At 75.2% G+C, this 21,352-nt stretch carries 21 protein-coding genes; 6 read left to right on the top strand and 15 right to left on the bottom strand.

The window, feature by feature from the left end; all coding sequences use genetic code 11:
• Positions 1 to 15 precede the first annotated feature (15 nt).
• Positions 16 to 705 carry a demethylmenaquinone methyltransferase gene (locus tag ACERUJ_RS09570; protein ID WP_370248291.1) on the bottom strand — a complete coding sequence of 230 codons (690 nt, stop codon included), beginning with the start codon at positions 703 to 705 and terminating at the stop codon, positions 16 to 18.
• A 94-nt stretch (positions 706 to 799) separates the two neighbouring features.
• Here ACERUJ_RS09570 and ACERUJ_RS09565 point away from each other — a divergent pair, with 94 nt between their 5' ends.
• The gene (locus ACERUJ_RS09565) at positions 800 to 1,696 is read left to right on the top strand and encodes a L,D-transpeptidase family protein (RefSeq protein ID WP_370248290.1); all 897 of its coding nucleotides are present in this window, start codon (positions 800 to 802) and stop codon (positions 1,694 to 1,696) included.
• On the opposite strand, the gene ACERUJ_RS09560 is transcribed toward ACERUJ_RS09565, so the two are convergent.
• Complete coding sequence (locus ACERUJ_RS09560; protein ID WP_370248289.1) at positions 1,684 to 2,325, bottom strand: hypothetical protein; 642 nt, start codon at positions 2,323 to 2,325, stop codon at positions 1,684 to 1,686. The genes ACERUJ_RS09565 and ACERUJ_RS09560 overlap by 13 nt on opposite strands.
• A gap of 60 nt (positions 2,326 to 2,385) precedes the next feature.
• On the opposite strand from ACERUJ_RS09560, the gene ACERUJ_RS09555 reads away from it, so the two are divergent.
• A complete protein-coding gene (locus ACERUJ_RS09555; RefSeq protein ID WP_370248288.1) occupies positions 2,386 to 3,684 on the top strand; it encodes an isochorismate synthase MenF in 1,299 nt (432 codons plus the stop codon).
• Between the two features lie 24 nt (positions 3,685 to 3,708).
• On the opposite strand, the gene ACERUJ_RS09550 is transcribed toward ACERUJ_RS09555, so the two are convergent.
• Complete coding sequence (locus ACERUJ_RS09550; RefSeq protein ID WP_370248287.1) at positions 3,709 to 4,350, bottom strand: MBL fold metallo-hydrolase; 642 nt, start codon at positions 4,348 to 4,350, stop codon at positions 3,709 to 3,711.
• Positions 4,351 to 4,387: 37 nt separating this feature from the next.
• The gene (locus ACERUJ_RS09545; RefSeq protein WP_370248286.1) at positions 4,388 to 5,185 is read right to left on the bottom strand and encodes a PP2C family serine/threonine-protein phosphatase; all 798 of its coding nucleotides are present in this window, start codon (positions 5,183 to 5,185) and stop codon (positions 4,388 to 4,390) included.
• A 74-nt stretch (positions 5,186 to 5,259) separates the two neighbouring features.
• Here ACERUJ_RS09545 and ACERUJ_RS09540 point away from each other — a divergent pair, with 74 nt between their 5' ends.
• Positions 5,260 to 6,114 (top strand): NmrA family NAD(P)-binding protein, encoded by an 855-nt coding sequence (locus ACERUJ_RS09540; RefSeq protein ID WP_370248285.1) that lies wholly within the window; start codon positions 5,260 to 5,262, stop codon positions 6,112 to 6,114.
• A 7-nt stretch (positions 6,115 to 6,121) separates the two neighbouring features.
• Here the strand turns inward: ACERUJ_RS09540 and ACERUJ_RS09535 are convergent, their stop codons facing one another.
• The 4 genes from ACERUJ_RS09535 to ACERUJ_RS09520 all read right to left on the bottom strand — a co-directional run bounded on the left by ACERUJ_RS09535 (position 6,122) and on the right by ACERUJ_RS09520 (position 11,810).
• The gene (locus ACERUJ_RS09535) at positions 6,122 to 8,056 is read right to left on the bottom strand and encodes a cation:proton antiporter (RefSeq protein ID WP_370248284.1); all 1,935 of its coding nucleotides are present in this window, start codon (positions 8,054 to 8,056) and stop codon (positions 6,122 to 6,124) included.
• 121 nt (positions 8,057 to 8,177) lie between these two features.
• Entirely contained in the window at positions 8,178 to 9,815 is a 1,638-nt protein-coding gene (menD, locus tag ACERUJ_RS09530; RefSeq protein WP_370248283.1) for a 2-succinyl-5-enolpyruvyl-6-hydroxy-3-cyclohexene-1-carboxylic-acid synthase, read from the bottom strand.
• A complete protein-coding gene (locus tag ACERUJ_RS09525) occupies positions 9,812 to 10,804 on the bottom strand; it encodes an o-succinylbenzoate synthase (RefSeq protein ID WP_370248282.1) in 993 nt (330 codons plus the stop codon). Before ACERUJ_RS09525 ends, menD begins: the two co-directional genes overlap by 4 nt.
• Positions 10,797 to 11,810: an AMP-binding protein gene (locus ACERUJ_RS09520; RefSeq protein WP_370248281.1), complete on the bottom strand. Its 1,014-nt coding sequence runs from the start codon at positions 11,808 to 11,810 to the stop codon at positions 10,797 to 10,799. The genes ACERUJ_RS09525 and ACERUJ_RS09520 overlap by 8 nt, the downstream gene beginning before the upstream one ends.
• A gap of 88 nt (positions 11,811 to 11,898) precedes the next feature.
• Between ACERUJ_RS09520 and ACERUJ_RS09515 the strand changes: the two genes are divergently transcribed.
• Positions 11,899 to 12,777, top strand: coding sequence for a 1,4-dihydroxy-2-naphthoate polyprenyltransferase (locus tag ACERUJ_RS09515; protein WP_370248280.1), 879 nt, complete (start codon positions 11,899 to 11,901; stop codon positions 12,775 to 12,777).
• A gap of 31 nt (positions 12,778 to 12,808) precedes the next feature.
• On the opposite strand, the gene ACERUJ_RS09510 is transcribed toward ACERUJ_RS09515, so the two are convergent.
• Positions 12,809 to 13,072, bottom strand: coding sequence for a DUF4229 domain-containing protein (locus ACERUJ_RS09510; RefSeq protein ID WP_370248279.1), 264 nt, complete (start codon positions 13,070 to 13,072; stop codon positions 12,809 to 12,811).
• Positions 13,073 to 13,160: 88 nt separating this feature from the next.
• Here ACERUJ_RS09510 and ACERUJ_RS09505 point away from each other — a divergent pair, with 88 nt between their 5' ends.
• Positions 13,161 to 13,373 carry a hypothetical protein gene (locus ACERUJ_RS09505; RefSeq protein ID WP_370248278.1) on the top strand — a complete coding sequence of 71 codons (213 nt, stop codon included), beginning with the start codon at positions 13,161 to 13,163 and terminating at the stop codon, positions 13,371 to 13,373.
• Positions 13,374 to 13,617: 244 nt separating this feature from the next.
• On the opposite strand, the gene ccsB is transcribed toward ACERUJ_RS09505, so the two are convergent.
• Genes ccsB through hemL form a run of 6 tightly spaced genes read right to left on the bottom strand, consistent with a single transcriptional unit; the run spans position 13,618 to position 19,717 of the window.
• A complete protein-coding gene (ccsB, locus tag ACERUJ_RS09500; protein WP_370248277.1) occupies positions 13,618 to 14,661 on the bottom strand; it encodes a c-type cytochrome biogenesis protein CcsB in 1,044 nt (347 codons plus the stop codon).
• Positions 14,658 to 16,316 (bottom strand): cytochrome c biogenesis protein ResB, encoded by a 1,659-nt coding sequence (locus ACERUJ_RS09495; protein ID WP_370248276.1) that lies wholly within the window; start codon positions 16,314 to 16,316, stop codon positions 14,658 to 14,660. Before ACERUJ_RS09495 ends, ccsB begins: the two co-directional genes overlap by 4 nt.
• Positions 16,313 to 17,071 carry a cytochrome c biogenesis CcdA family protein gene (locus tag ACERUJ_RS09490; RefSeq protein ID WP_370248275.1) on the bottom strand — a complete coding sequence of 253 codons (759 nt, stop codon included), beginning with the start codon at positions 17,069 to 17,071 and terminating at the stop codon, positions 16,313 to 16,315. The genes ACERUJ_RS09495 and ACERUJ_RS09490 overlap by 4 nt, the downstream gene beginning before the upstream one ends.
• The gene (locus ACERUJ_RS09485; protein WP_370248274.1) at positions 17,068 to 17,700 is read right to left on the bottom strand and encodes a TlpA family protein disulfide reductase; all 633 of its coding nucleotides are present in this window, start codon (positions 17,698 to 17,700) and stop codon (positions 17,068 to 17,070) included. Before ACERUJ_RS09485 ends, ACERUJ_RS09490 begins: the two co-directional genes overlap by 4 nt.
• Positions 17,697 to 18,401, bottom strand: a complete 705-nt coding sequence (locus tag ACERUJ_RS09480) for a histidine phosphatase family protein (RefSeq protein ID WP_370248273.1) — start codon at positions 18,399 to 18,401, stop codon at positions 17,697 to 17,699. Before ACERUJ_RS09480 ends, ACERUJ_RS09485 begins: the two co-directional genes overlap by 4 nt.
• Positions 18,398 to 19,717, bottom strand: a complete 1,320-nt coding sequence (hemL, locus tag ACERUJ_RS09475) for a glutamate-1-semialdehyde 2,1-aminomutase (protein WP_370248272.1) — start codon at positions 19,715 to 19,717, stop codon at positions 18,398 to 18,400. Before hemL ends, ACERUJ_RS09480 begins: the two co-directional genes overlap by 4 nt.
• Before the next feature lie 285 nt (positions 19,718 to 20,002).
• Here hemL and ACERUJ_RS09470 point away from each other — a divergent pair, with 285 nt between their 5' ends.
• The gene (locus tag ACERUJ_RS09470; protein WP_370248271.1) at positions 20,003 to 21,250 is read left to right on the top strand and encodes a lytic murein transglycosylase; all 1,248 of its coding nucleotides are present in this window, start codon (positions 20,003 to 20,005) and stop codon (positions 21,248 to 21,250) included.
• Positions 21,251 to 21,352 lie beyond the last annotated feature (102 nt).

Here is a 21,352-nt window from a genome sequence, read left to right as displayed (position 1 = left end):
GGGAGCCGGGAAGCCTCAGGCGGTGGCGCGGTGCAGCGCCACGATGCCGCCGGAGAGGTTGCGCCACTCCGGGGCGTGCCAGCCGGCCTCGGCGATCATGCCGGCCAGCTTGGGCTGGTCGGGCCAGGCGCGGATCGACTCCGCGAGGTAGACGTAGGCGTCGGGCGAGCTCGACACCGCCGTGGCCACTGCGGGCAGGGCCTTCATCAGGTACTCGACGTAGAGCGTGCGGAACGGCGCCCAGGTGGGGTGGCTGAACTCGCAGACCACGAGCCGGCCGCCGGGGCGGGTGACCCGCCGCAGCTCGCGCAGGCCCGCGAGGGGGTCGACGATGTTGCGCAGCCCGAAGGAGATCGTGACGGCGTCGAAGGAGCCGTCGGCGAAGGGCAGCCGGGTGCCGTCGCCGGCCACGAAGGGCAGCTGGGGCCGGGCCTTCTTGCCGACCCGGAGCATGCCGAGGGAGAAGTCGCAGGGCACGACGACCGCACCTTGCTGCCGGAACGGCACGCTGGAGGTGCCGGTGCCGGCCGCGAGGTCGAGCACCCGCTCGCCCGCCCGCGGCGCGACGGCCCGCAGGACGGCCCCGCGCCAGCGGCGGTCCTGCCCCAGGGACAGGACGTCGTTGGTGAGGTCGTACCGGCGGGCGACGGTGTCGAACATCGCCTGGACGTCGGCGGGCTGCTTGTCAAGGTCGGCGCGGGCCACCCTCGCAGCGTAGAGGTCCGGGGGTGATGGCAACCAAACCCCTCCGGGCGGCGTCTCCTGGGTGAGCAACGATCCGAACCCTGGAGGACCCACCATGACCGCCGTCCGTCGTCTCGCCCTCACCGTGCTGGTGGCCCTCGTGCTGGGAGGCACCGTGCTGGCCCTCACCGCGAACGGCCTGCTGTCCTCCGACCGCGAGGTCACCCGCGCCGCCAGCGCCCGCACGCAGGACGGGGACCGGCCGCGCGACCGCGGGACGGCCACCCCCGAGCCCACCGAGCCCGCCGAACCCTCCCAGCCCACCGAGCCCACTGAGCCCTCCCAGCCCACCGAGCCGGCCGGCCCGGTCGCCGGACCCGCCCTGTTCTCGCCGGGCGACGAGGGCCCGCAGGTGCGCGAGATCCAGGCGCGACTGCGTCAGATCGACTGGTTCGCCGCCGACGTCACCGGCTACTACGGCGACGTCACGACCGAGGCCGTGCGCGGCTTCCAGGCCAAGCGCGGATTCGCCGCCACCGGCGTGGTCGACCGCACCACGCTGGACCGGTTGGAGGAGATGACCACCGAGCCCACCACCGAGGAGCTGGAGAACCGGCTCGGTGAGAACGTGCCCGGCCCGCTGGACCCGCGGTGCGAGACCGGTCGGGTGCTGTGCGTGGACAAGACCAGCCGCACGCTGCGCTGGGTCGTGGACGGCCGGGTGCTCACCACCCTCGACGTGCGCTTCGGCAGCGAGTACACCCCGACCCGGGAGGGCCTGTTCCACGTCGAGTACAAGAGCCGCGACCACGTGTCCTCGCTCTACGGCAGCTCGATGCCCTTCGCGATGTTCTTCTCCGGCGGCCAGGCCGTCCACTACTCCAGCGACTTCGCCGGCGTCGGCTACGCCGGGGCGTCCCACGGCTGCGTCAACGTGCGCGACTACGACGCCCTCGCCGCCCTGTTCGACCAGGTGCAGGTGGGCGACGACGTCGTCGTCTACTGGTCCTGAGCCGACCCCTCGCCGCCCGGCAGGGCGGCGAGGACCTGCTCGACCTCGGCGAGGGTCAGGCCGGCCACGGAGAACTGCACCGTCTGGTCGGTGCCCTGCTGGCACCGCACCTGCTGCGGCAGCTGGGTCGGGTCGGGGGTCTGGCCGGCCGGCACCGCCTGCCCCCAGGTGATCTCGCAGATCGCGGCACCCACGCGCTGCACCAGCGCGGAGGGCCGCGCCGTGTTGGCGGGGTCGGTGGCCGCGATCGGCAGGGCGTCGCCGGGGAACGGTCCCGGCGCGCGGCCGATGACGGTGACGGCGCCGAGGGCGCTGCCGTCGGCGCGCCCGTAGAGGCGGTAGGCGCTGGAGGAGTCGTAGAAGTCGTCGAGCGCGGAGACGGCGCGCACCTCGACGTCGCGCAGCGCCACGACGTCGATCTGGGAGACGAAGGGTCCGCTCTGCAGCGTGTCCACCGCCACCAGGCCGCTCGGCAGGCTGTCGGGGAGGGCGGCGACGGAGGCGCCGCCGTCCGGCCCCGAGTCCACCTTCGGCAGACCGATCGCGAAGCCGCCGACGACGGCCAGCAGCGCGACGCCGCCGACGACGCCGCGCAGGGGCAGGGACGTACCCGCAGGGGTGGTAGCCATGCCCGGAAGTCTCGCACCCCGGGGGGAGGCGGCCGGAGGCCGACCCACGCCCCGAAGGACATGCCGACCTTGAGTAGGCTCGTCGGTGTGAGCCTGCATGCCGTGCCCGACGAGGCCCCCCTCGTCGTCCGCACGGTCGCGCTGGACGCCGACGCGCTGGCCGCCCTGGTCACCCTGCTGCCGCCCGCCGACCAGGTGGCGTGGCTGCGCCGGGGCGAGGGCCTGGTGGGCTGGGGCGTCGCCGCCCGCACGACCTCGCAGGGCCCTGACCGGTTCGCCGCGGTCGACGCGTGGTGGGCCGAGCTCGTCGGCCACGCGGTGGTGCGCGACGAGGTCGACCGTCCCGGCACCGGCCCGGTGTGCTTCGCCAGCTTCGGCTTCGCCGACGCACCCGGCACCTCGGTGGCGGTCGTGCCGCAGGTCGTCGTCGGGCGCCGGGGCGACACCGCCTGGCTCACCACCGTGGCCGCCGGCACGCTCGGGCGCCACGAGACGGCCCCACAGCCCACCGCCGCCCCGCCGGCCCCCGTCGACCTCGTCGTCGGCCCCGGGGCCCTGGACGACGACGCCTGGGCCGCGGCGGTGGCCGAGGCCGTGGCGCGCATCGGCGACGGACGCCTGGAGAAGGTCGTCCTGGCCCGCGACCTCATCGCGCGCGCCGGCGCACCGATCGACGTGCGGTGGCCGCTGCGGCGACTCACCGAGCGCTACCCCACCTGCTGGACCTTCCACGTGGAGGGCATGTTCGGCGCCACCCCGGAGATGCTCGTGCGGCGCGAGCGCGGCCTGGTCACCTCCCGGGTGCTGGCCGGCACGATCCGCCGCACCGGCGACGACCTGCGCGACCTCGCCCTGGCGGCCGCGCTGGCGCGGTCGTCGAAGGACCTGGAGGAGCACGAGTACGCCGTGCGCTCGGTGGCTGAGGCGCTCGGGCCGCACTGCACGTCGATGAACGTGCCCGAGGCGCCGTTCGTGCTGCACCTGCCCAACGTCATGCACCTGGCCACCGACGTCACCGGCGTGGTGCCGGTGGCCGAGTCGGCCTCCTCCCTCGCCCTCGCCGCCGCCCTGCACCCCTCCGCGGCGGTGGGCGGCACCCCCACCGACGTCGCGGTGGACACCATCGCCGAGATCGAGGGCATGGACCGCGGCCGCTACGCCGCACCGGTGGGGTGGATGGACGCCCGCGGCGACGGCGAGTGGGGCATCGCCCTGCGCTCGGCCGAGCTCGTGGGCGAGCAGCGCGACGTCGTGCGCCTGTTCGCCGGCTGCGGGATCGTCGGTGACTCCGACCCCGCCGCCGAGCTGGCCGAGGCGGCCGCGAAGTTCCTCCCGGTGCGGGAGTCCCTCGACTCCTGACGCGGCGCGGCCGGACGTCGTGCCTCAGGCCAGGTCGGTGCCCGCGGCGAGGCGGGTGAAGGCCAACCCCAGCGGCTGCGTCACGAGCGCGGCCATGTGGGCGTCGACCATGCCGAGCGCGAGGTCGCTGTAGACCTTGTCGTGGATGCCGAGGGTGCGGGGGGCGCCGACGGCGCGCACGAAGTCCACCGCCGGCCCGATCGCCAGCCACGGGGCGCTGATCGGGGCCAGCAGCAGGTCCACCGGTCCCGGCGGGAGGGTGAGGGAGTCGCCGGGGTGGTAGACCCGCTGCTCCCCACAGGTGAGGACGTAGCCGGAGTTGTCGAGCGTCGGGTAGTCGGGGTGGATCACCGCGTGCTTCTCCCCCACCACCTCCACCGGCAGCCCCACGTCGAGGCGCTCCCCGGGGGCGACCACGTGCACCCGCTCGGCGAGGTCCGGGGCCTGGGCACCGATCGCCGTCGCCACCGCGGCGATGGTGTGGATCGGGGCGTCGGCGCGCCGCAGCCGCTCGACGTCGAGGTGGTCGGGGTGCTCGTGGGTGATCAGCACGGCGTCGACGCCGTCGACCGCCTCGGGCTCGGTGAACACACCGGGGTCCAGCACGACGCGCACGCCGTCGTGCTCGATCCGGACGCAGGCGTGGCCGTACTTGGTGATCCGCACCCGCTCACCCTAGCCACGCGGCCCCGGCGCCCTCCGGTCAGCGCACGGCGGTGGGGTCGAGCACCTGGGAGGCGTCGCGGACGGCGCCCACCAGGGTGCCGCGGCTGTCGACCGGATCGGCGTCGACGACGTCGGCCACGAGCACGGTCACGTTGTCGCGCCCGCCGCCCTGCAGCGCGGCCTCGATGAGGGCCGCCACCGCCTCCTCCCGGTCGGGCAGTCCGAGCAGGTCGGCGATGACGTCGTCCTCGGTGTAGTCGTTGAGGCCGTCGCTGCACAGCAGCAGCCGGTCGCCGGGGGCCAGCTCGAGCAGCGCGAGGTCGGGCTCGGGCAGGGACTGCCCGCCCAGCGCGCGCACCACGATGTTGCGGTGCGGCGAGACCCGGGCCTCGGCGGCGGTGAGCCGGCCCGACTCGACCAGCGCCTGCACGAGGGTGTGGTCGGTCGTGAGCTGGGTGACGACGTCGTCGCGACGCAGGTAGGCCCGGGAGTCGCCCACCTGGGCGACCGCGCAGCGCGTGCCGTCGGTGGCGATCGCGGTGAGGGTGGTGCTCATCCCCGAGCGGGAGGGGTCGGTCGCGATGCCGGCGCGCAGCTGGGCGCCGGCCTGGTCGACCGCGGTGGCGAGGAGGTCGACCGGGTCGCCGGGCGGGTTGCTGAGCATCGACAGCGCCGTGGCGACGTAGGTGGCGGTGGCGGAGGCGACCTCACCGGCCGCGGCACCGCCCACGCCGTCGGCGACCACGAGCAGGTAGGGCCCCGCGAACCCGGAGTCCTCGTTGTGGGAGCGCACCAGTCCGACGTGGCTGGATGCGGCGGCCCGGAACTGCAGCATGTGCCGAGTGTGCCACCACCGCGGCCCCCGGTGGCGGCTTCCGCGCGCAGCGGCACGCCCGGCATGATCACAGGATGGACGCCGCCACGATCGCCCTCACCGGCAGCACCGGCGTGATCGGGGGCGCGGTCGCCCGCCGGGTACGCGACCTCCCTCCGCTGCTCCTGGTGCGCGACCCCGCGCGAGCCCCGGACCTGGGGCTGGCCAGCCGGCCGTGCAGCTACGGCGACACCGACGCCGCCGTGCAGGCGCTGCGCGGGGTCGACGTGCTGTTCTTCGTCTCCGGTCACGAGTCGCCCACCCGCGCGCAGGAGCAGGCCGGCTTCGTGCGCGCCGCCGCGCGCGCCGGGGTGGGGCACGTCGTGTACCTCTCCTTCGCCGGCGCCAGCCCCGGCGCCACCTTCACCCTCGCCCACGACCACGCCCACACCGAGGCGGAGCTGCACGAGCTGATCCCGCACGTCACGGTGCTGCGCGACAACTTCTACCTCGACCTGCTGCCCCACTTCGCCGGACCCGACGGCGTGCTGCGCGGCCCGGCCGGCGCCCCCGGGGAGGGTCGCGTGGCGGCGGTGGCGCGACGCGACGTCGTCGACGTGGTGGAGGCGGTGCTGCGCGACCCGGTCGCCCACCGCGGCCTCACCGCCACCCTCACCGGCCCGGAGGCGCTCTCGCTGGACGAGGTCGCCGCGCGCGCCGGGGCGGCGCTGGGCAGCCGGCTGCGCTACGAGCCCGAGACGCTGGAGCAGGCCCGGGCCTCGCGCCGCGCCGGCTGGCCCGAGGCCCCGGAGTGGCAGGTCGAGGCGTGGGTGAGCACCTACACCGCGATCGCGGACGGGTCGGTGGCGCAGGTCACCGACGACGTCGCCCGGCTGACCGGGCACCCGGCGCGGACCCTGGAGCAGGCGCTGCTGGGCGACGACGCCTGAGGTGCCGTCAGGCCGTGAGGTGGTGGGCGTAGCACCAGCGCCAGTCCTCGCCCGGCTCGGCGGACTGCATCACCGGGTGGCCGGTGTCGTGGAAGTGGCGGGTGGCGTGGCGCCCGGGTGAGGAGTCGCAGCACCCGATGTGCCTGCACTCCAGGCACTGGCGCAGCGCGACCCAGCGGGTGCCCTCCTCCAGGCAGCCCGGGCAGGTGCCGTCGGTCGCGGTGGCCACCACCGGGTGGGACAGCAGGTGGTCGCACTGCTCGCCGGGGCGGCGTCCGCTCGTGGACTCGCGCAGCTCGGCGCGCTCCTCGGTGGCGACGTCGAGCATCGACTCCTCGACGTCGAGCAGGGCCAGGACGTCGGCGACGACCTCCGAGGGCACGGTGCCGCCCGCGCGGATCTCGAGGATCCGCGCCCGCTCGGCGTCGATCATCTCCCCGCGCACCCGGGCGTAGAGGTCGCTGGGGCTCTCCTCCCCCGGTGTGGTGCCGAGGCGCTCCCAGGCGGCGAAGTTGCGCTGCTCGACGCGCTGGCGGATCAGCTCCACGACGCCGTGGGTGTCGGCGACGTCGAGCTCGGCCAGCTTGGCCTCCCCGGCCAGCCCCGCCTGGTGCAGCAGCGTGGCGCGGGCCAGGGCGTCGTCCATCGGGTCGGGCGGCTCCACCCGCAGCCGGCGGGTGAGCACCGGCAGCGTGAGTCCCTGGAGCAGCAGGGTGCCGGCCACGGTCGTGAAGGCGATGAGCAGCAGCACCTCGCGGTGCTCGGTGCCCTCCGGGATCACGAAGGCCGCCGCGAGCGTGACGACGCCGCGCATGCCGGCCCAGCCGAGCAGGAAGGTGTGGCTGACCGGCGGCACCAGGCCGGTGTGGCGGTCGGCGGTGGGCTTGACGATGAGGAACCGGGAGGGGAACACCCAGGCCAGCCGGATGACGATCACGGCCAACAGCACCGCTGCGCACACGCCGATGATCCGACCGGTGCCCAGCGTGCTGTCGCCGACGTCGGCGACCAGACCGGCGGCCTGCAGGCCGATGAGCAGGAACACCGCGTGCTCGAGCACGAAGGCCAGGGTGCGCCAGTTCATCCGCTCCGCGATCCGCGACTGCGCGCTCTGCAGGACCGGGGCCTGGTGGCCGAGCAGCAGCCCGGCGACCACGACGGCGATCACCCCGGAGGCGTGGATCTCCTCCGCGGCGACGTAGGTGCCGAAGGGCACGACCAGGGACAGCGCGGTGTCCATGACGGGGTCCTCGAGGCGGGCCCGGATCCGGCCGACGACGGCGTAGACCAGCAGTCCGACCAGCACCCCGCCGCCGGCGGCGACGACGAAGTCGAGGGCGACCTCGCCCACCGAGATGCCGCCGGAGCCCCCGTGCCCGGCCCCCTGACCGGCGCCGTGCCCGGCGCTCTCCTCGGCGCCGTGGCCGACGGTCAGGCCGCCGGCGGCCAGGGCCGTGCGCAGCGCGACCAGCGCCGTGGCGTCGTTGAGCAGCGACTCGCCCTCCAGGATCGTCACGAGCCGGCGGGGCAGGCCGATGCGCCGGGCGATGGCCGTGGCGGCGACCGCGTCGGGCGGCGCCACGACCGCGCCGATGGCGAACGCGACCGGCCAGCCGATGCCGGGGATCAGGGCGTGCACGACCGCCCCGACGCCGAGCGTCGTGGCGATGACCAGCCCGACCGAGAGCAGCAGGATGGGTCGCCGCTGGGCGTTGAAGTCCACCAGCGACGTCGACAGCGCGGCGGCGTAGAGCAGGGGCGGCAGGAGCCCGAGCAGCACGACGTCGGCGCTCAGCTCGATCTCCAGCACTCCCGGCACCGCGGAGGCCGCGACCCCCACGACGATGAGCAGCAGCGGCGCGGGCAGGTTCAGGCGCTCCGCGACCGCGGTGACGAGCAGCACGCTCACGGCCAGGGACACGAGCAGCAGGGCGACCTCCACGCGCCCCAGTCTCCCGCATCCCGCGGGTCCGGTCCGACGTCGCACCAAGCATTCCGCAGCCGTTCCGGGCCGGATCGCCTGCCGCATGCTTGGTGCGACCCCCGACGCGGAGCGAGCCGGGTCAGGCCAGCGCGCGGATCCGGGCGTCGAGGTCGCGACGGTCGTCGCGGCGCACCCGCACCTCCACGACGTCGAGTCCGCCGGGTGGGGAGGCCAGGGCGTGCTCGAGCTCGGGGAGGCTGTCGACCCGCCAGTGGGGGGTGCGGGTGGCGGCGCAGAGGGCGGCGAGGTCGACGCCGTGGGGGGTGCCGAAGAGGGCCTCGAATCGGTCGGCGTAGGCGGGGGCGCCCTGCTCGAGGACGTGGAAGATGGAGCCGCCGTCGTCGTTGACCACGACCAGGGTGAGGTCCGGCACCGGTTGGCCGGGGCCGAGGACCAGTCCGCCGGAGTCGTGGAGGAAGGTGACGTCGCCGAGCAGGGCGATCGCACGGCTGGTGCCGGCGCGGGCCAGCGCGGCCCCGATGGCGGTGGAGACCAGGCCGTCGATGCCGGCCAGACCGCGGTTGGCCACGACCTTGCGCCGCTCCCCCACCCCGGTGGGGCGGGCCATGAGGTCGAGGTCGCGCACGGGGCTGGAGGGGCCCACGACGAGCAGGCCGTCGCGGGGCAGCGCGCGGTGCACCGCCCCCGCGACCTCGTAGGGGGTGAGACCGGGCTCGGCGGCGAGCAGCCGGTCGAGGCGTCGACCGACGGCCCGGTCGGCCTCGCGCCACTCCTCCAGCCAGTCGGGTGCGTCGGTGGCGGCCGGCCAGGGGTGGGGGTGGCTGAGCGCGACGGGGTACGGCCGGGCGAAGCCGGCGCGGTGGGGCACCGAGACGACCTCGACGTCGGGACGGGTGAGCAGGCGCATCACCGGGCGCGACAGCGTGGGGTGTCCGACGACGACGACGCGCTCGATCCGTGCGGCGAGGTCGGTGGTGAGCAGCAGCCGGTAGCAGCGCAGGGCGTGCTCGCCGGTGCGGGCCCCGCTGGAGGGTTCGGCGAGCAGCGGCCAGCCGCCGGCCTCGGCGATGCGGCGCGCCTGCGGGCCGGCGTCGTCGCCGGCGACGACGACGGTGCGCGGCCCCGGGAGCAGCGGGTGCTCGACGGTGGTGGCGGGGTCGGGGCGCGCGCTGCTCGACGGCGCGGCCGGCAGCTCGGGGACGCGCGGCACCCAGCGGTCGCCCGGCTCCGGGAGCAGCGGGTCGTCGAGCTGCACGTTGAGGTGGCGCGGCGCCGTGTCGGCGGCCGTCGGCGGGCCCAGCGCGAGATCGCCCGGGGCGGCGAGGTCGACCGTGGCCAGCAACGGCCCGAAGACGCCGACCTGGTCGGTGGTCTGGTTGGCGTCGGTGCCGCGCAGCCGCGCGGGGCGGTCGGCGGTGACCGCGATCATCGGCACCCCGCTGTGCACGGCCTCGAGCAGCGCCGGGTGGAGGTTGGCCACGGCCGTGCCGGAGGTGCACACCACCGCGGCGCGGGCGTGGTTGCGGGTCAGGCCGAGGGCGAGGAAGGCGGCGCTGCGCTCGTCGGTGCGGGTGTGCAGCCGCACCAGCCCCGCCTGCGCGGCGTCGAACGCGGCCACCGACAGCGGCGCGTTGCGGCTGCCGGGGGCGAGCACGACCTCGCGCACGCCGGCGTCGAGCAGGGCCTGCACGACCGCGCGCGCGAGCGCCGTGGCGGTGGCCGGACCGGTGCCGGGCCGGGATGCCGGGCCGCTCACGGACGCCACCGCACGGGGGGCAGCGCCTGCACGCGGGCGAGCCGGGCCAGCCACCAGTCGCGGCGCTCGGCGGGCGCGGCGAGCCGGTGGAGCGCGGCCGGGTCGAGCGCGGGGACGCCGACGGGCAGGGAGCCGCCCTCGGGGCGCAGCGGGTGCACGGCGACATCGTCGTGGAACAGGCTCACCGTGGCCAGCCCGCAGTCGTGGGGCAGCTCGGGCAGGGCGGCGGCGAGCGCCACCCCGGCGGCGATGCCGAGGGAGGTCTCGAGCGCCGAGGACACCACGACGGGCAGCCCGAGGTCCTCGGCCACCCGCAGGCAGGCCCGCACCCCGCCCAGCGGCTGCACCTTGAGCACCGCGACGTCCGCGGCCTCCAGCGCCCGCACCCGCGCGGGGTCCTCGGCGCGCCGGATCGACTCGTCGGCCGCGATCGGCACCTCCACCCGTCGCCGCACCCGCGCCAGGTCCTCCACCGTGGCCGTGGGCTGCTCCACGTACTCCAGGCCGCCGGCGGCCCGGTCGAGCACGGGGATGGCGGCCACGGCGGTGTCGAGGTCCCACAACCCGTTGACGTCGATGCGCACCCGGCCCTGCGGCCCGAGCGCGTCGCGCACGGCCTCGAGCCGCTGCTGGTCCTGGGCCAGGGTCTGGCCGGGGTCGGCGACCTTCACCTTCGCGGTGCGGCAGCCCGAGGCGCGCACCATCGCGTGGGCGGTGGCGGCGTCGACGGCGGGCACGGTGGTGTTCACCGGCACGCGGTCGCGCCGGGGTGCGGGCCGGTCCTGCGCGGCCGCCTCGAGGGCGGCGTCGAGCCAGGACCGGGCCTCGGCGTCGTCGTACTCCACGAACGGGCTCCACTCCGCCCACCCGCCGTCGGCCGCGGGCAGCAGCACGACCTCGCGGGTGGTGATGCCGCGGAAGCGGGCGCGCATCGGCACCGCGAGCACCAGCGGCTCGCGACGCCCGGCCTCCGCCGGCCGCTCAGCCACGGGGGTCCTCGGCGCCGACCGCGGCGAGCAGGGCCCGCCGGTCGGGCTTGCCGTTGGCCAGCAGCGGCAGGTCGGGCAGCACGACGACCTGGCGCGGCGCCCAGGCGCGGGGGTGCACGGCGGCCACCCAGTCGCGCAGCTCGGTCGACGACGGCGGGGAGTCGACCGGCACCACGAAGGCCACCAGCCGCTGGCCCCACTCCTCGTCGGGTGCGCCCAGGACCTCGGCGGCGGCCACGCCGGGGTGCGCGCGCAGGCGCGCGGCGACCGCGGGGCCCGGCACGTTGAGCCCGCCGCTGACCACGACGTCGTCGAGCCGGCCGAGCACGCGCAGCGTCACGCCGCCCTCGGCGGTGGTCGTGAGCTCGCCGGCGTCGCTGGTGAGGAACCAGCCGTCGACGAAGTGGGCCGCGGTGAGCCCCGGGTCGTCCTCGTAGCCCTCGGCCAGCACCGGACCGCGCAGCTCGATGCGCCCGCGCTCGCCCAGCCGGACCTCCACCCCCGCCAGCGGCACGCCGTCGTAGACGCAGCCGCCCGCGGTCTCGGCGGCGCCGTAGGTGGCCACGACCCGGATGCCCTCGGCCTCGGCGCGCGCCCGCAGCGCGGGGTCGATCGGCCCGCCGCCGAGCAGGACCGTGTGGGCCCGGGCGAGCGCGGCCCGGTCGACGGCGGCCGCACGGTCGTCGGGCGCGGCGGTCAGCACGCGGTGCAGCTGGGTGGGCACCAGGCTGGTGAACCACGGGCCGGTGTCGGGCTCGGGCCAGTCGGTGAGCGGCGCACGACCGGCCAGCAGGGAGCGCACCGCCACCTGCACCCCGGCGACGTACCCCTCGGGCAGCCGCTGCACCCACGGGCCGGTCGCGCCGAGCCGCTGCGCGCTCGCGCGGGCCGAGGCCACCACCGCCTCGCGCCGGAGCACGACCCGTTTGGGGGCGCCGGTGGAGCCGGAGGTCGCGATCACCAGCGGCGCCGGGTCCTCGGCCGCCAGCCACGCGCGCAGGTCCACCTCCCCAGGCTAGTGCGCGCGCCGACGCCGACGGTCACCCCGGTGGCCCTCCCCCGAGGGCGGGGCGGGCGGGTGCTTGAATCGCGACGTGGCAACGGCTTCTCAGTGGGTGCAGGGCGCCCGTCCCCGCACCCTCCCGGCCGCGGTCGCGCCGGTGCTCGCCGGCACCGGGGTGGCCGGCTTCGAGGGCGGGGTCGGCCTCGGCGCCGCCCTGCTCGCGCTCGTGGTGAGCCTGGCGCTGCAGGTGGCGGTGAACTACGCCAACGACTACTCCGACGGCGTGCGCGGCACCGACGACGTCCGGGTGGGGCCGATGCGGCTCGTGGGCTCCGGGGTCGCGGCGCCCGCGGCGGTCAAGCGCGCGGCGTTCCTCGCCTTCGGCGTGGCCGGGGTGGCCGGACTGGTGCTGGCCGTCTCGACGTCGTGGTGGCTGGTGCTCGTGGGCGCGGTCTCGATGGTCGCCGCCTGGGCCTACACCGGCACGGCGAAGCCCTACGGCTATCTCGGGCTGGGCGAGGTGATGGTGTTCGTCTTCTTCGGCCTGGTGGCCGTGGTCGGCACGACCTACGTGCAGCTCGAGGAGCTGCCGGCCGCCGCCTGGGTCGCCGGCACCGGGGTCGGGCTGCTGGCGTGCGCGATCCTCGTGGTCAACAACCTGCGCGACATCCCGACCGACACCGACGCCGGCAAGCGCACCCTCGCGGTGCGGCTCGGCGACGCCCGCACCCGGCAGCTCTACGCGGGGATGGTCGCGGGTGCCGCCGCCTGCGTGGGCGGCGTCGCGCTGCTCACCACCGGCTGGGCGCTGTGCGGGCTGGTGTTCCTGCTCCCGGCGCTCCCCGGGCTGCGGCGGGTCCTGGGCGGCGCCACCGGGCCCGCCCTCATCCCGGTGCTGCAGTCGACCGGCGTGGCCGAGCTGGTGTGGGCGGTCGGCGTCGCGGTGCCGCTGCTCGTCGTCGGGGCCTGAGGGCGCCCGACGCGGGTTCCAGGCGTCGGCCTCAGTCGTCGACGTCCTCGCGCGCCTTGAGCTCCTCGAAGCGCTCGGTGGCTCGCGCCGCCCGGGCCTCGACGCGCTGGGCGAAGGCCTCGCGCTGGTGGCGCAGGGCGTAGTAGGAGCCGACGCCGGACAGCGCGAAGGCGATGAGGAACGTCAGGCCCAGCGGCACGTCGTCGGCGGCCAGGGCCCAGGCACCGGAGACCGCACCCCACGTGACGGCGAAGAGCAGCAGGCGCAGGGCGGTGTAGACGACGAACTCCTTCACCCCGCCAGCCTAGTCCCCGCGAGCGACCCGGCCCCCACCCCGGGATCGACCACCCGTTCGGCTTCAGGGCCCCACCTACAGTGGAGGTGTGCTCAAGGTGCTGTTCGTGCTGATCCTCGCGGCCGTGGCGATCTACCTGCTCGTCCGCATGGCCCAGGAACGCCGCGGCCCCTCCGCCGCCCCGCGTCGGCGCCCGCAGCCGCCGCGCATCGTGGCCCCCGACGACGACGAGGACTTCCTGCGCGACCTCGACCGCAAGCGCCGTCGCAAGCACCGCGACCCCGAGGACGGCCAGGAGTAACACTCCGGGCGCTGACGCGCCCGCACCCGTCACACCACCTTCCCGGACGCCGACCCCCACCTCACCGCGGATCGTGACGGCGCCAGGGCGCCTCCTCGACGAACGTGGGGCCCCACGGTCGTCGAGGAGCGAGCGAAGCGAGCGTCACGAGACGCCTGCACCCGACCCGCCACGTCCCGAGACGGCGCGAGGGGCGCCCCCGGTGACGGGGACGCCCCTCGCGGCGATGCCGGGTTCGGCGGGGTCAGGCCCCGCCGGGGACCGCGGGTGCGGTGACCACGACCTCGACCGCCGGAGCGGCGTAGGAGTGCATCGAGGTGGTGGAGAAGTAGTTGATGCCGATGAAGTTGAACCACAGCGTGGCCAGACCCACCAGCGCCAGGATCGCGGCGTTGCGGCCCTTCCAGCCGGCGGTCGCGCGGGCGTGGAGGTAGGCGGCGTAGACGACCCAGGTGATGAAGGCCCACACCTCCTTGGGGTCCCAGTTCCAGTACCGCGACCAGGCCTCGTGGGCCCAGATCGGGCCGGTGATGAGCACCGCGAAGGTCCACACCGGGAAGGCGAAGGCGTGGATCCGGTAGGCCGTGCGGTCGAGCACCACCAGCGACGGCACCCGCGCCAGCGGGCCGGTGGTGCGCTCGCCGGTGCGGGCCTTGACCAGGTACATCCCCGAGAGGATGCCGCCCACGGTGAACGCGCCGGTGGCGATGACGGCCGACACGACGTGGATCACCAGCCAGGGGCTGTTGAGCGCCTCGCGCAGCGGAGCGACCGCGGCGTGCAGCCAGATCACCGCGACCATCAGCGTGGCGACGACGAAGCCGACCACGAGCGGAGCCATCCACTGCAGCTGGTGGCGCTTGAGCATCGCGAGGTAGATGACGGTCACGAAGAAGGTGCCCGAGATCGTGAACTCGTACATGTTGCCCCACGGCACGCGGTTGGGGTCGGCGGCCATGCCGCGCCCCAGCAGCGCCACGAAGTGCACGCCGGCGGCCACGATCGTGAGGAGCACGCCGAGCCGGCCCAGCAGCGCCACCCGGTGCTCGTCGACGGCGTCCTGCCCGTCGCCGGCACCGTGCTCGGCGACCTTGGTCAGGACCGGCCCGTCCGACACCCCGCCGGCCGTGCTGAGCGCCAGCGCCTCGGCCTTGCGGCCCGCCCGGCTCGTGCCGGGCTGGCGCAGCGAGGCCCACTCGGCCAGGTGCACCAGCAGCGCCAGGAAGTAGACGACTCCGGCGGCCGCGATGGCCTGGTTGCTCAGCGACTCCCATGCCGCGTTGCTCATGCCTCCTCCTTCTGGTCGCGGCGCGACGCCGCGGACCCGGTCGTGCCCTGCGTGACGGGATCGGGATGGCCGCTCAGCGCGGCCGCGAGGTCGTCGAGGACCTCGCCGAGATCGGCACCGCCGGAGCGGTCGAGGACCGCCACCTCCACCATGGTGACACCGTCCTGGTCGCGCGTGCGCACCCACACCCGGCGCGGACGCACGAACAGCGACCCGAGCAGTCCGGCCAGCGCCAGGACGACGCCGAGCAGGGCGATCTCCTTGCCCGGGGACTTGCTGATCTGGATGCGCACCCACTCGTCGACGCCGTCGAAGCTCACCGAGCCCAGGCCGTCGGGCAGCATCTCGGTCTCCCCGAGCTCGAGGTCCAGCCGCACCGGCTTGCTCGGGTCGTCGGGCTGCATGACCTGGGTGGCGTTGTCGGTGTCGAGGGCGTAGACCGACTGGGGCACGCCGTTGTCCAGGCCGAGGTCGCCGGTGAAGACCGACATCGAGATCAGCGGGTTGCCCAGCGCCGGGAAGACGGTGGTCGGGTCGCCGCCCTGCAGCGCGAAGGTCGGGTAGAGCAGGCCCTCGAGCCCCACCGCGCCGCCCGATCCGCCCGGCGCCTTGACCACGCCGAAAGAGAGGAACGTCTGGTCCTGCGGCAGGAAGACGGTGGGTCCGGAGTAGGTGATGTTCCCCTCGGCGTCGCGCACGGTGATGCGGGGCGCGTAGCCGTGGCCGATGAGGAAGACGTCGGTGGAGTCGATCGTGAGCGGGTGGTTGACCCGCAGGTCGTAGGAGTCCTGTGGGGCGCCGATCCGGTCGCGGTAGGAGAGCCGGGCGTTGAAGCCGCGGGCGGTGCCGAAGGCCGAGCCCTCGGTGATCCAGTCGACCGTGAAGTCGTCGACGGTGAACTGGAACGGGTCCAGGTCCTCGGAGCCGAACAGGCTGCCGGGGTCGAAGTCGTCGTAGGCGCTGGAGGTGTTGGAGAACGTCTGGCCCTGCACCACGATCACCCCGCCCTGGTAGCCGAGCATGCCGCCCATCGCGAAGCCCACCAGGACGATCAGCAGCGAGGCGTGGAAGAGCAGGTTGCCGGCCTCGCGCAGGAAGCCCTTCTCGGCCGCGACCTCGTGCCGGCGCGCGGGGTCGGCGTCGTCGCGGCGCAGCCGGTAGCGCCCCGAGCGCAGGTGCGCCCGGGCCCGGTCGAGGACGACGTCGGGAGCGGCGTCGACCTGCAGCACGCGGTGGTCGGGCAGCCGGGTGAGCCGCGAGGGGGCGGCCGGCGGCTGGGCGCGCAGGGCGGTGAGGTAGACCCGCAGTCGCGGCAGGATGCAGCCCACGAGGCTCACCATGAGCAGCAGGTAGATCGCGGCGAACCAGGTGGAGTCGTAGACCGAGAACAGCTGCAGCCGCTCGTAGATCGGTGTCAGCGTGGGGTGGGAGTCCTTCCACCGCGACACGGCGAGGGCGTCGACCCCCGACTGCGGGATCACCGAGCCGGGCACGGCCGCGAGGGCGAGCAGGAGCAGCAGCACCAGCGCGGTGCGCATCGACGTCAGCTGCCGCCAGGTCCAGCGCAGCAGCTCGCGGGCCGTCAGCTCGCCCGGGCGCCGGGTGTCGGGCGCCGGGGCGCCGCTGGCCTCGGGGCGTTCCGGAGCCTGGGTCATACCGCCACCTCGAATCCACCGACGAACTTCAACTGCACCCACTGCACCGCGCTGTCCCACGCTCCGGTGACCAGCAGGACCCCCACCAGCACGAGCATGGCCCCGCCGGTGCGCATCACCGCCAGCTGGTGACGCCGCACCCACGCCAGGGCGCCGAGGGTGCGGCGGTAGAACAGGCCGGCCAGGATGAACGGCACGCCGAGGCCGAGGGCGTAGACGGCCGAGAGCAGGGCACCCCGCGTGGCGGTGGCGTCGGTGAGCGTCAGGGTGGCGATCACCGCGTAGGTCGGGCCGATGCACGGCGTCCAGCCCACGGCGAACAGCGCCCCGATCAGCGGCGCTGCCCCCAGCCCGACGGCGGGCAGCCGGTGGATGCGCCACTCGCGCTGCAGGATCGGGAGCAGGCCGGCGAAGACCAGGCCGAGCACGATCACCAGCGCCCCCATGCCCACCTGGATCTCGCCGCGGTACTCGCGCAGCCAGCGCCCGGCACCGCCGGTGGTGGCGCCGATGAGCACGAAGACCACGGTGAACCCGAGGACGAACAGCACCGACCCGGCCAGCATCCGGCCCCGGCGGTGGGCGGCCTCACCGGCGGCGAGGTCGGCGCCGGACAGGCCGGTGGCGTAGGAGAGGTAGCCCGGCAGCAGCGGGATCACGCACGGGCTGAAGAAGGACACCAGGCCGGCGAGCAGGGCCACCGGCAGCGCGAGCGCCAGCGACCCCGACAGCGCCTGCTCCTGGAACCAGGTCACGACGACGCGCCCTCCGACGGGCTCCCCGACGCGCCGTCCGACGAGTCACCGGAGGAGCCATCGCCCGCGACGTCCTCGACGAGGTCGGCGAGCGTCACGACCGAGGTGATGGGGCCGTTGATGACCGCGGCCACCCGGCCCTCGCGGTCGAGGATCGCGGTGCCGGGGCTGGCCCGCGGCGCGTAGCGGCCCAGCGCCAGCAGCGTGGCGCCCTGGTCGGCGATGGTGGGGTAGGTGATGCCGAACTCGCGCTCGAAGGCCAGCGCGGCGTCGGTGCTGTCGGGGCGCAGCTGGGCGCCGAGGAACACCGCGTCCAACTCCTGCGAGGCCGTCTGCAGCGTGGGGGCCTCGTCGCGGCACGGGTTGCACCACGAGCCCCAGAAGTTGATGACCACGACCTGGCCCCGGTAGTCGGCGACGTCGATCGGCTCCTGCTGCAGGCTCGTGCCGGACGCCTCCACCGGCGCCTCCCGCTCGGAGGCGGGGATCGCCACGATCGTGCCGTCGCCGGTGACGAAGTTCTGGTCGCCGGTGCCGCCGAGGTCGCTGCAGCCGGTCAGCGCGACCGGCGCCGCCAGCACGAGCGCGGCCGCGGCGATCCGACCGGCGCGCCGGCGTCGGGCGCTCATCGCTCCCCCGGGGCGGGGTCCTCGGTGGTGCCGCCCGCCGAGAAGGGGGCCGATCGGTCGGCGACCGGGATCAGGTCGCCCGCCGGCTCGCTGTAGGACACCTGGGTGATGCGGTCGCCGGAGAAGTGCAGGGAGGTGATCGAGCACAGCGTGCACTGGCGCTTGCGGGGGTCGTGGAGGAAGGAGCGCTTCTCCACGTGCAGCCGGGTGGTCCAGATCGGCAGCTGGTGGGAGACGACGACCGCCTCGTGGCCGCGAGCGGCGTCGCGGGCGTCGTGCACCGCCGTCATCATCCGCTCCACGAGGTCCTTGTAGGGCTCTCCCCACGACGGCTTCAGCGGGTTCCAGAGGTGGCGCCAGGTGAGCGGGTTGCGCAGCGCGTTGCGGCCGTGGCCGAACTGCTGACCCTCGAACTTGCTCGTGGACTCCAGCACCCGCTCGTCGAGGGAGACCGTCAGGCCGGTGGCCTCCGCGAGCGGCGCCGCGGTCTCCTGGGCCCGCTCCAGCGGGCTGGAGACCAGGTGCACGACGTCGCGCTCGGCCAGGACGCCCGCCACCCGCTCGGCCATCCGCCGGCCGAGTGCGGAGAGGTGGAACCCGTCGCGCCGGCCGTAGAGCACCCCCTCGGGGTTGTGCACCTCGCCGTGGCGCAGCAGGTGGACGATGGTGTCGGGGGTGCCGGGCGTGCCGGGGGTGCTCATGCCGCACCTCCCTGCTGCGCACGGGCGGCGGCCGCGGCCGCGCCCGGCAGGGCGTCGAGCACCACCTGCACGGCGTCGTCGTCGTGGGCGGCGGAGACGAACCAGGCCTCGAACGCCGAGGGCGGCAGGTAGACCCCCGCCTCGAGCATGGCGTGGAAGAACGCGCCGTAGGCCGCGACGTCGGTGCGCTGGGCGCCGGCGAAGTCGCGCACGGGTGCGTCGGTGAGGAAGATCGAGAACATCGTGCCGGCGCTGGCCACCTGGTGCGCGACCCCGGCGGCGGCGAGCGCGGCCGAGGCGGCGTCCTTGATGGTGGTGGCCACCCGGTCGAGGTGGGCGTACACCTCGGGCGTGGCCAGCTGCAGCGTCGCGAGACCGGCGGTGGTGGCCACCGGGTTCCCCGAGAGCGTGCCGGCCTGGTAGATCGGACCGAGGGGGGCCAGCTGCTCCATGAGGTCGGCACGACCACCGAAGGCCGCGGCCGGGAACCCACCGCCCATGACCTTGCCGAAGGTGAACAGGTCCGGGGTCCAGCCCTCGTGCGACTCCAGGCCCCAGTAGCCCTGCGCGCTGGCGCGGAAACCGGTCATCACCTCGTCGCTGATGAACAGCGCCCCGTGCTCGCGGCAGGTCTGCGCCAGGAAGGCGTTGAAGCCGGGGTCGGGGGTGATGACGCCCATGTTGCCCGGCGCCGCCTCGGTGATCAGGCACGCGATCCGGTCGCCGTGCTCGGCGAAGGCCGCAGCGACGGCGTCACGGTCGTGGTAGGGCAGTACGAGGGTCAGGGCGGTCGAGGACTCCGGGACGCCGGGGGTGCCGGGCACCGCGAAGGTGGCCAGGCCCGAGCCCGCGCTGGCCAGCAGGGAGTCGACGTGGCCGTGGTAGCAGCCGGCGAACTTCACCACGACGTCGCGGCCCGTGGCGCCGCGGGCCAGGCGGATCGCCGACATCGTGGCCTCGGTGCCCGAGGAGGTGAACCGGACCCGCTCCACCGGCATCCGGGCGGTGATCTCCTCGGCCAGGGCGACCTCGGGCTCGGTGGGCGTGCCGTAGGAGGTGCCGCGGGCGGCAGCGGCGCCCACGGCCTCGATCACCTGCGGGTGGGCGTGTCCGAGCAGCATCGGCCCCCAGGAGCAGACCAGGTCGACCAGGCGGCGTCCATCGGCGTCGATGAGGTAGGGACCCTCGGCGCGGGCGATGAAGCGCGGGGTCCCGCCGACGGCGTTGAAGGCCCGGACCGGACTGCTCACCCCGCCCGGGATCACCCGGCGCGCCCGGTCGAAGAGGGCCTGCGAGGCGGGAGCGTCGTCGATCACCCCTCCATTGTCGCCGAGCCGTTCCAACATCCACAGCCGGAGGGGTGGGGCCGGGACGAGGAACACCTCACACCGGGGACGGCGGGCCGCTGCGAGCTCGTGCGCGGCGCCCGCGGAGCGCTCCGGACACGGTCGGGCCACCCCGCGAATTCAGGATTCCCCCGTCCGGGTCCGCAACACTGTCGTAACCTTGGTCACGCCTGTCCCGTTAGACAGGTCACACGGTGATCCACGGTGGGCCATGGGGAAGGGAGCCCACCGGCCGTGCGCACCCCAGGAGAACCCATGCCTGAGACGAGCACCTCGGTGCCGACCACGCCCGCGCGGCGCTCGCGCTCCCGGCTGCACCGCGCCGGCACGCTCGTGCCGCTGGCCATCCTGTCCGCGGCCTGGACGGCGTCGCTGGCCGGCGCCTCGCCCGCCGCGGTGCAGACCGCCGCGCCCGAGCCGACGCCGACGCTGCCCGACGGCACCGCCGTGCCCGCGGCACCGCTGGAGGCCCCGGCGTCACTCTCCCAGCCCGGCAGCACCGGGCAGGGCGGCACGTTCGACGGCACCGCCGAGGAGGCGGCTCAGATCGTCTCGACCTCCTCCACCAACGGCATCCCGGCCTCGGCGCTCGCGGCCTACCAGCGCGCCGAGACCGTCATCAACGCCGCCGACAAGGGTTGTCGGCTGTCCTGGCAGCTCGTGGCCGCGATCGGTCGCGTCGAGTCCGACCACGGCCGCTTCGGCACCTCCTCCCTCGACGCCGAGGGTGTCGCCACCCCGCCGATCTACGGCGTGCGCCTCGACGGCTCGGGCGCCACGGCCTCGATCAGCGACACCGACGCCGGCCAGCTCGACAACGACACCGTCTTCGACCGCGCGGTCGGCCCGATGCAGTTCATCCCGGCCACGTGGTCGGCGGTGGGTGTGGACGGCGACAACGACGGCGCCCGCAACCCCCAGGACATCGACGACGCCGCCCTGGCGACCGCCGTCTACCTCTGCTCGGGCAGCGACGACCTCAGCACCCTGGCCGGCCAGCGGGCCGCGGTGTTCCGCTACAACCACTCCCAGGCCTACGTCGACCTCGTGCTCGACCTGATGGAGAACTACGAGGCCGGCGACTTCCTCGCCGTGCCCGACTCCACCCGCGCCGCGGGCTACCTCACCCCCGTCGTGCCCACCGACCGCGGCGACAAGGGCAAGGACAAGGGCCGCAAGGACACCGCGCAGGAGGCCGACGTCGCCCCCGCCCCGAGCGAGCCGACCACCGACCCCGAGCCCACCGACCAGGGCGGCGCCAACGACCCCGGCAAGGACGAGGGGAAGGACGACGGCGGCAAGGACGGCGGCAAGGGCGGCTCCGGTCCGCTCCCCCAGGTCGACCTGCCCGACCTGCCCGCCACCGGCGTGCAGCCCGTCGACGACGTCCTCACCCTCGGCCAGGCGCTGCTGCAGTGCGCCCTGGACGGCCTGATCGACAACCCGCTCTCGCTCACCGACAAGTTCGACGCCTGCGTGGCCGACTACACCGGGAAGAAGTAGCCCGCTCGCCGTAGGGCGTCGCAACGAGCGCCATGTGCAGCGCCGCGCGACCTCGGGAGCGCGGCGCTGCACAGGTCGCGTGGTGCGACGGGGATCAGCGGG

It is taken from the genome of Nocardioides sp., assembly GCF_964228225.1.
In the GTDB taxonomy this organism is placed as follows: domain Bacteria; phylum Actinomycetota; class Actinomycetes; order Propionibacteriales; family Nocardioidaceae; genus Nocardioides.
This window is presented reverse-complemented; position numbering and strand designations above follow the sequence as displayed.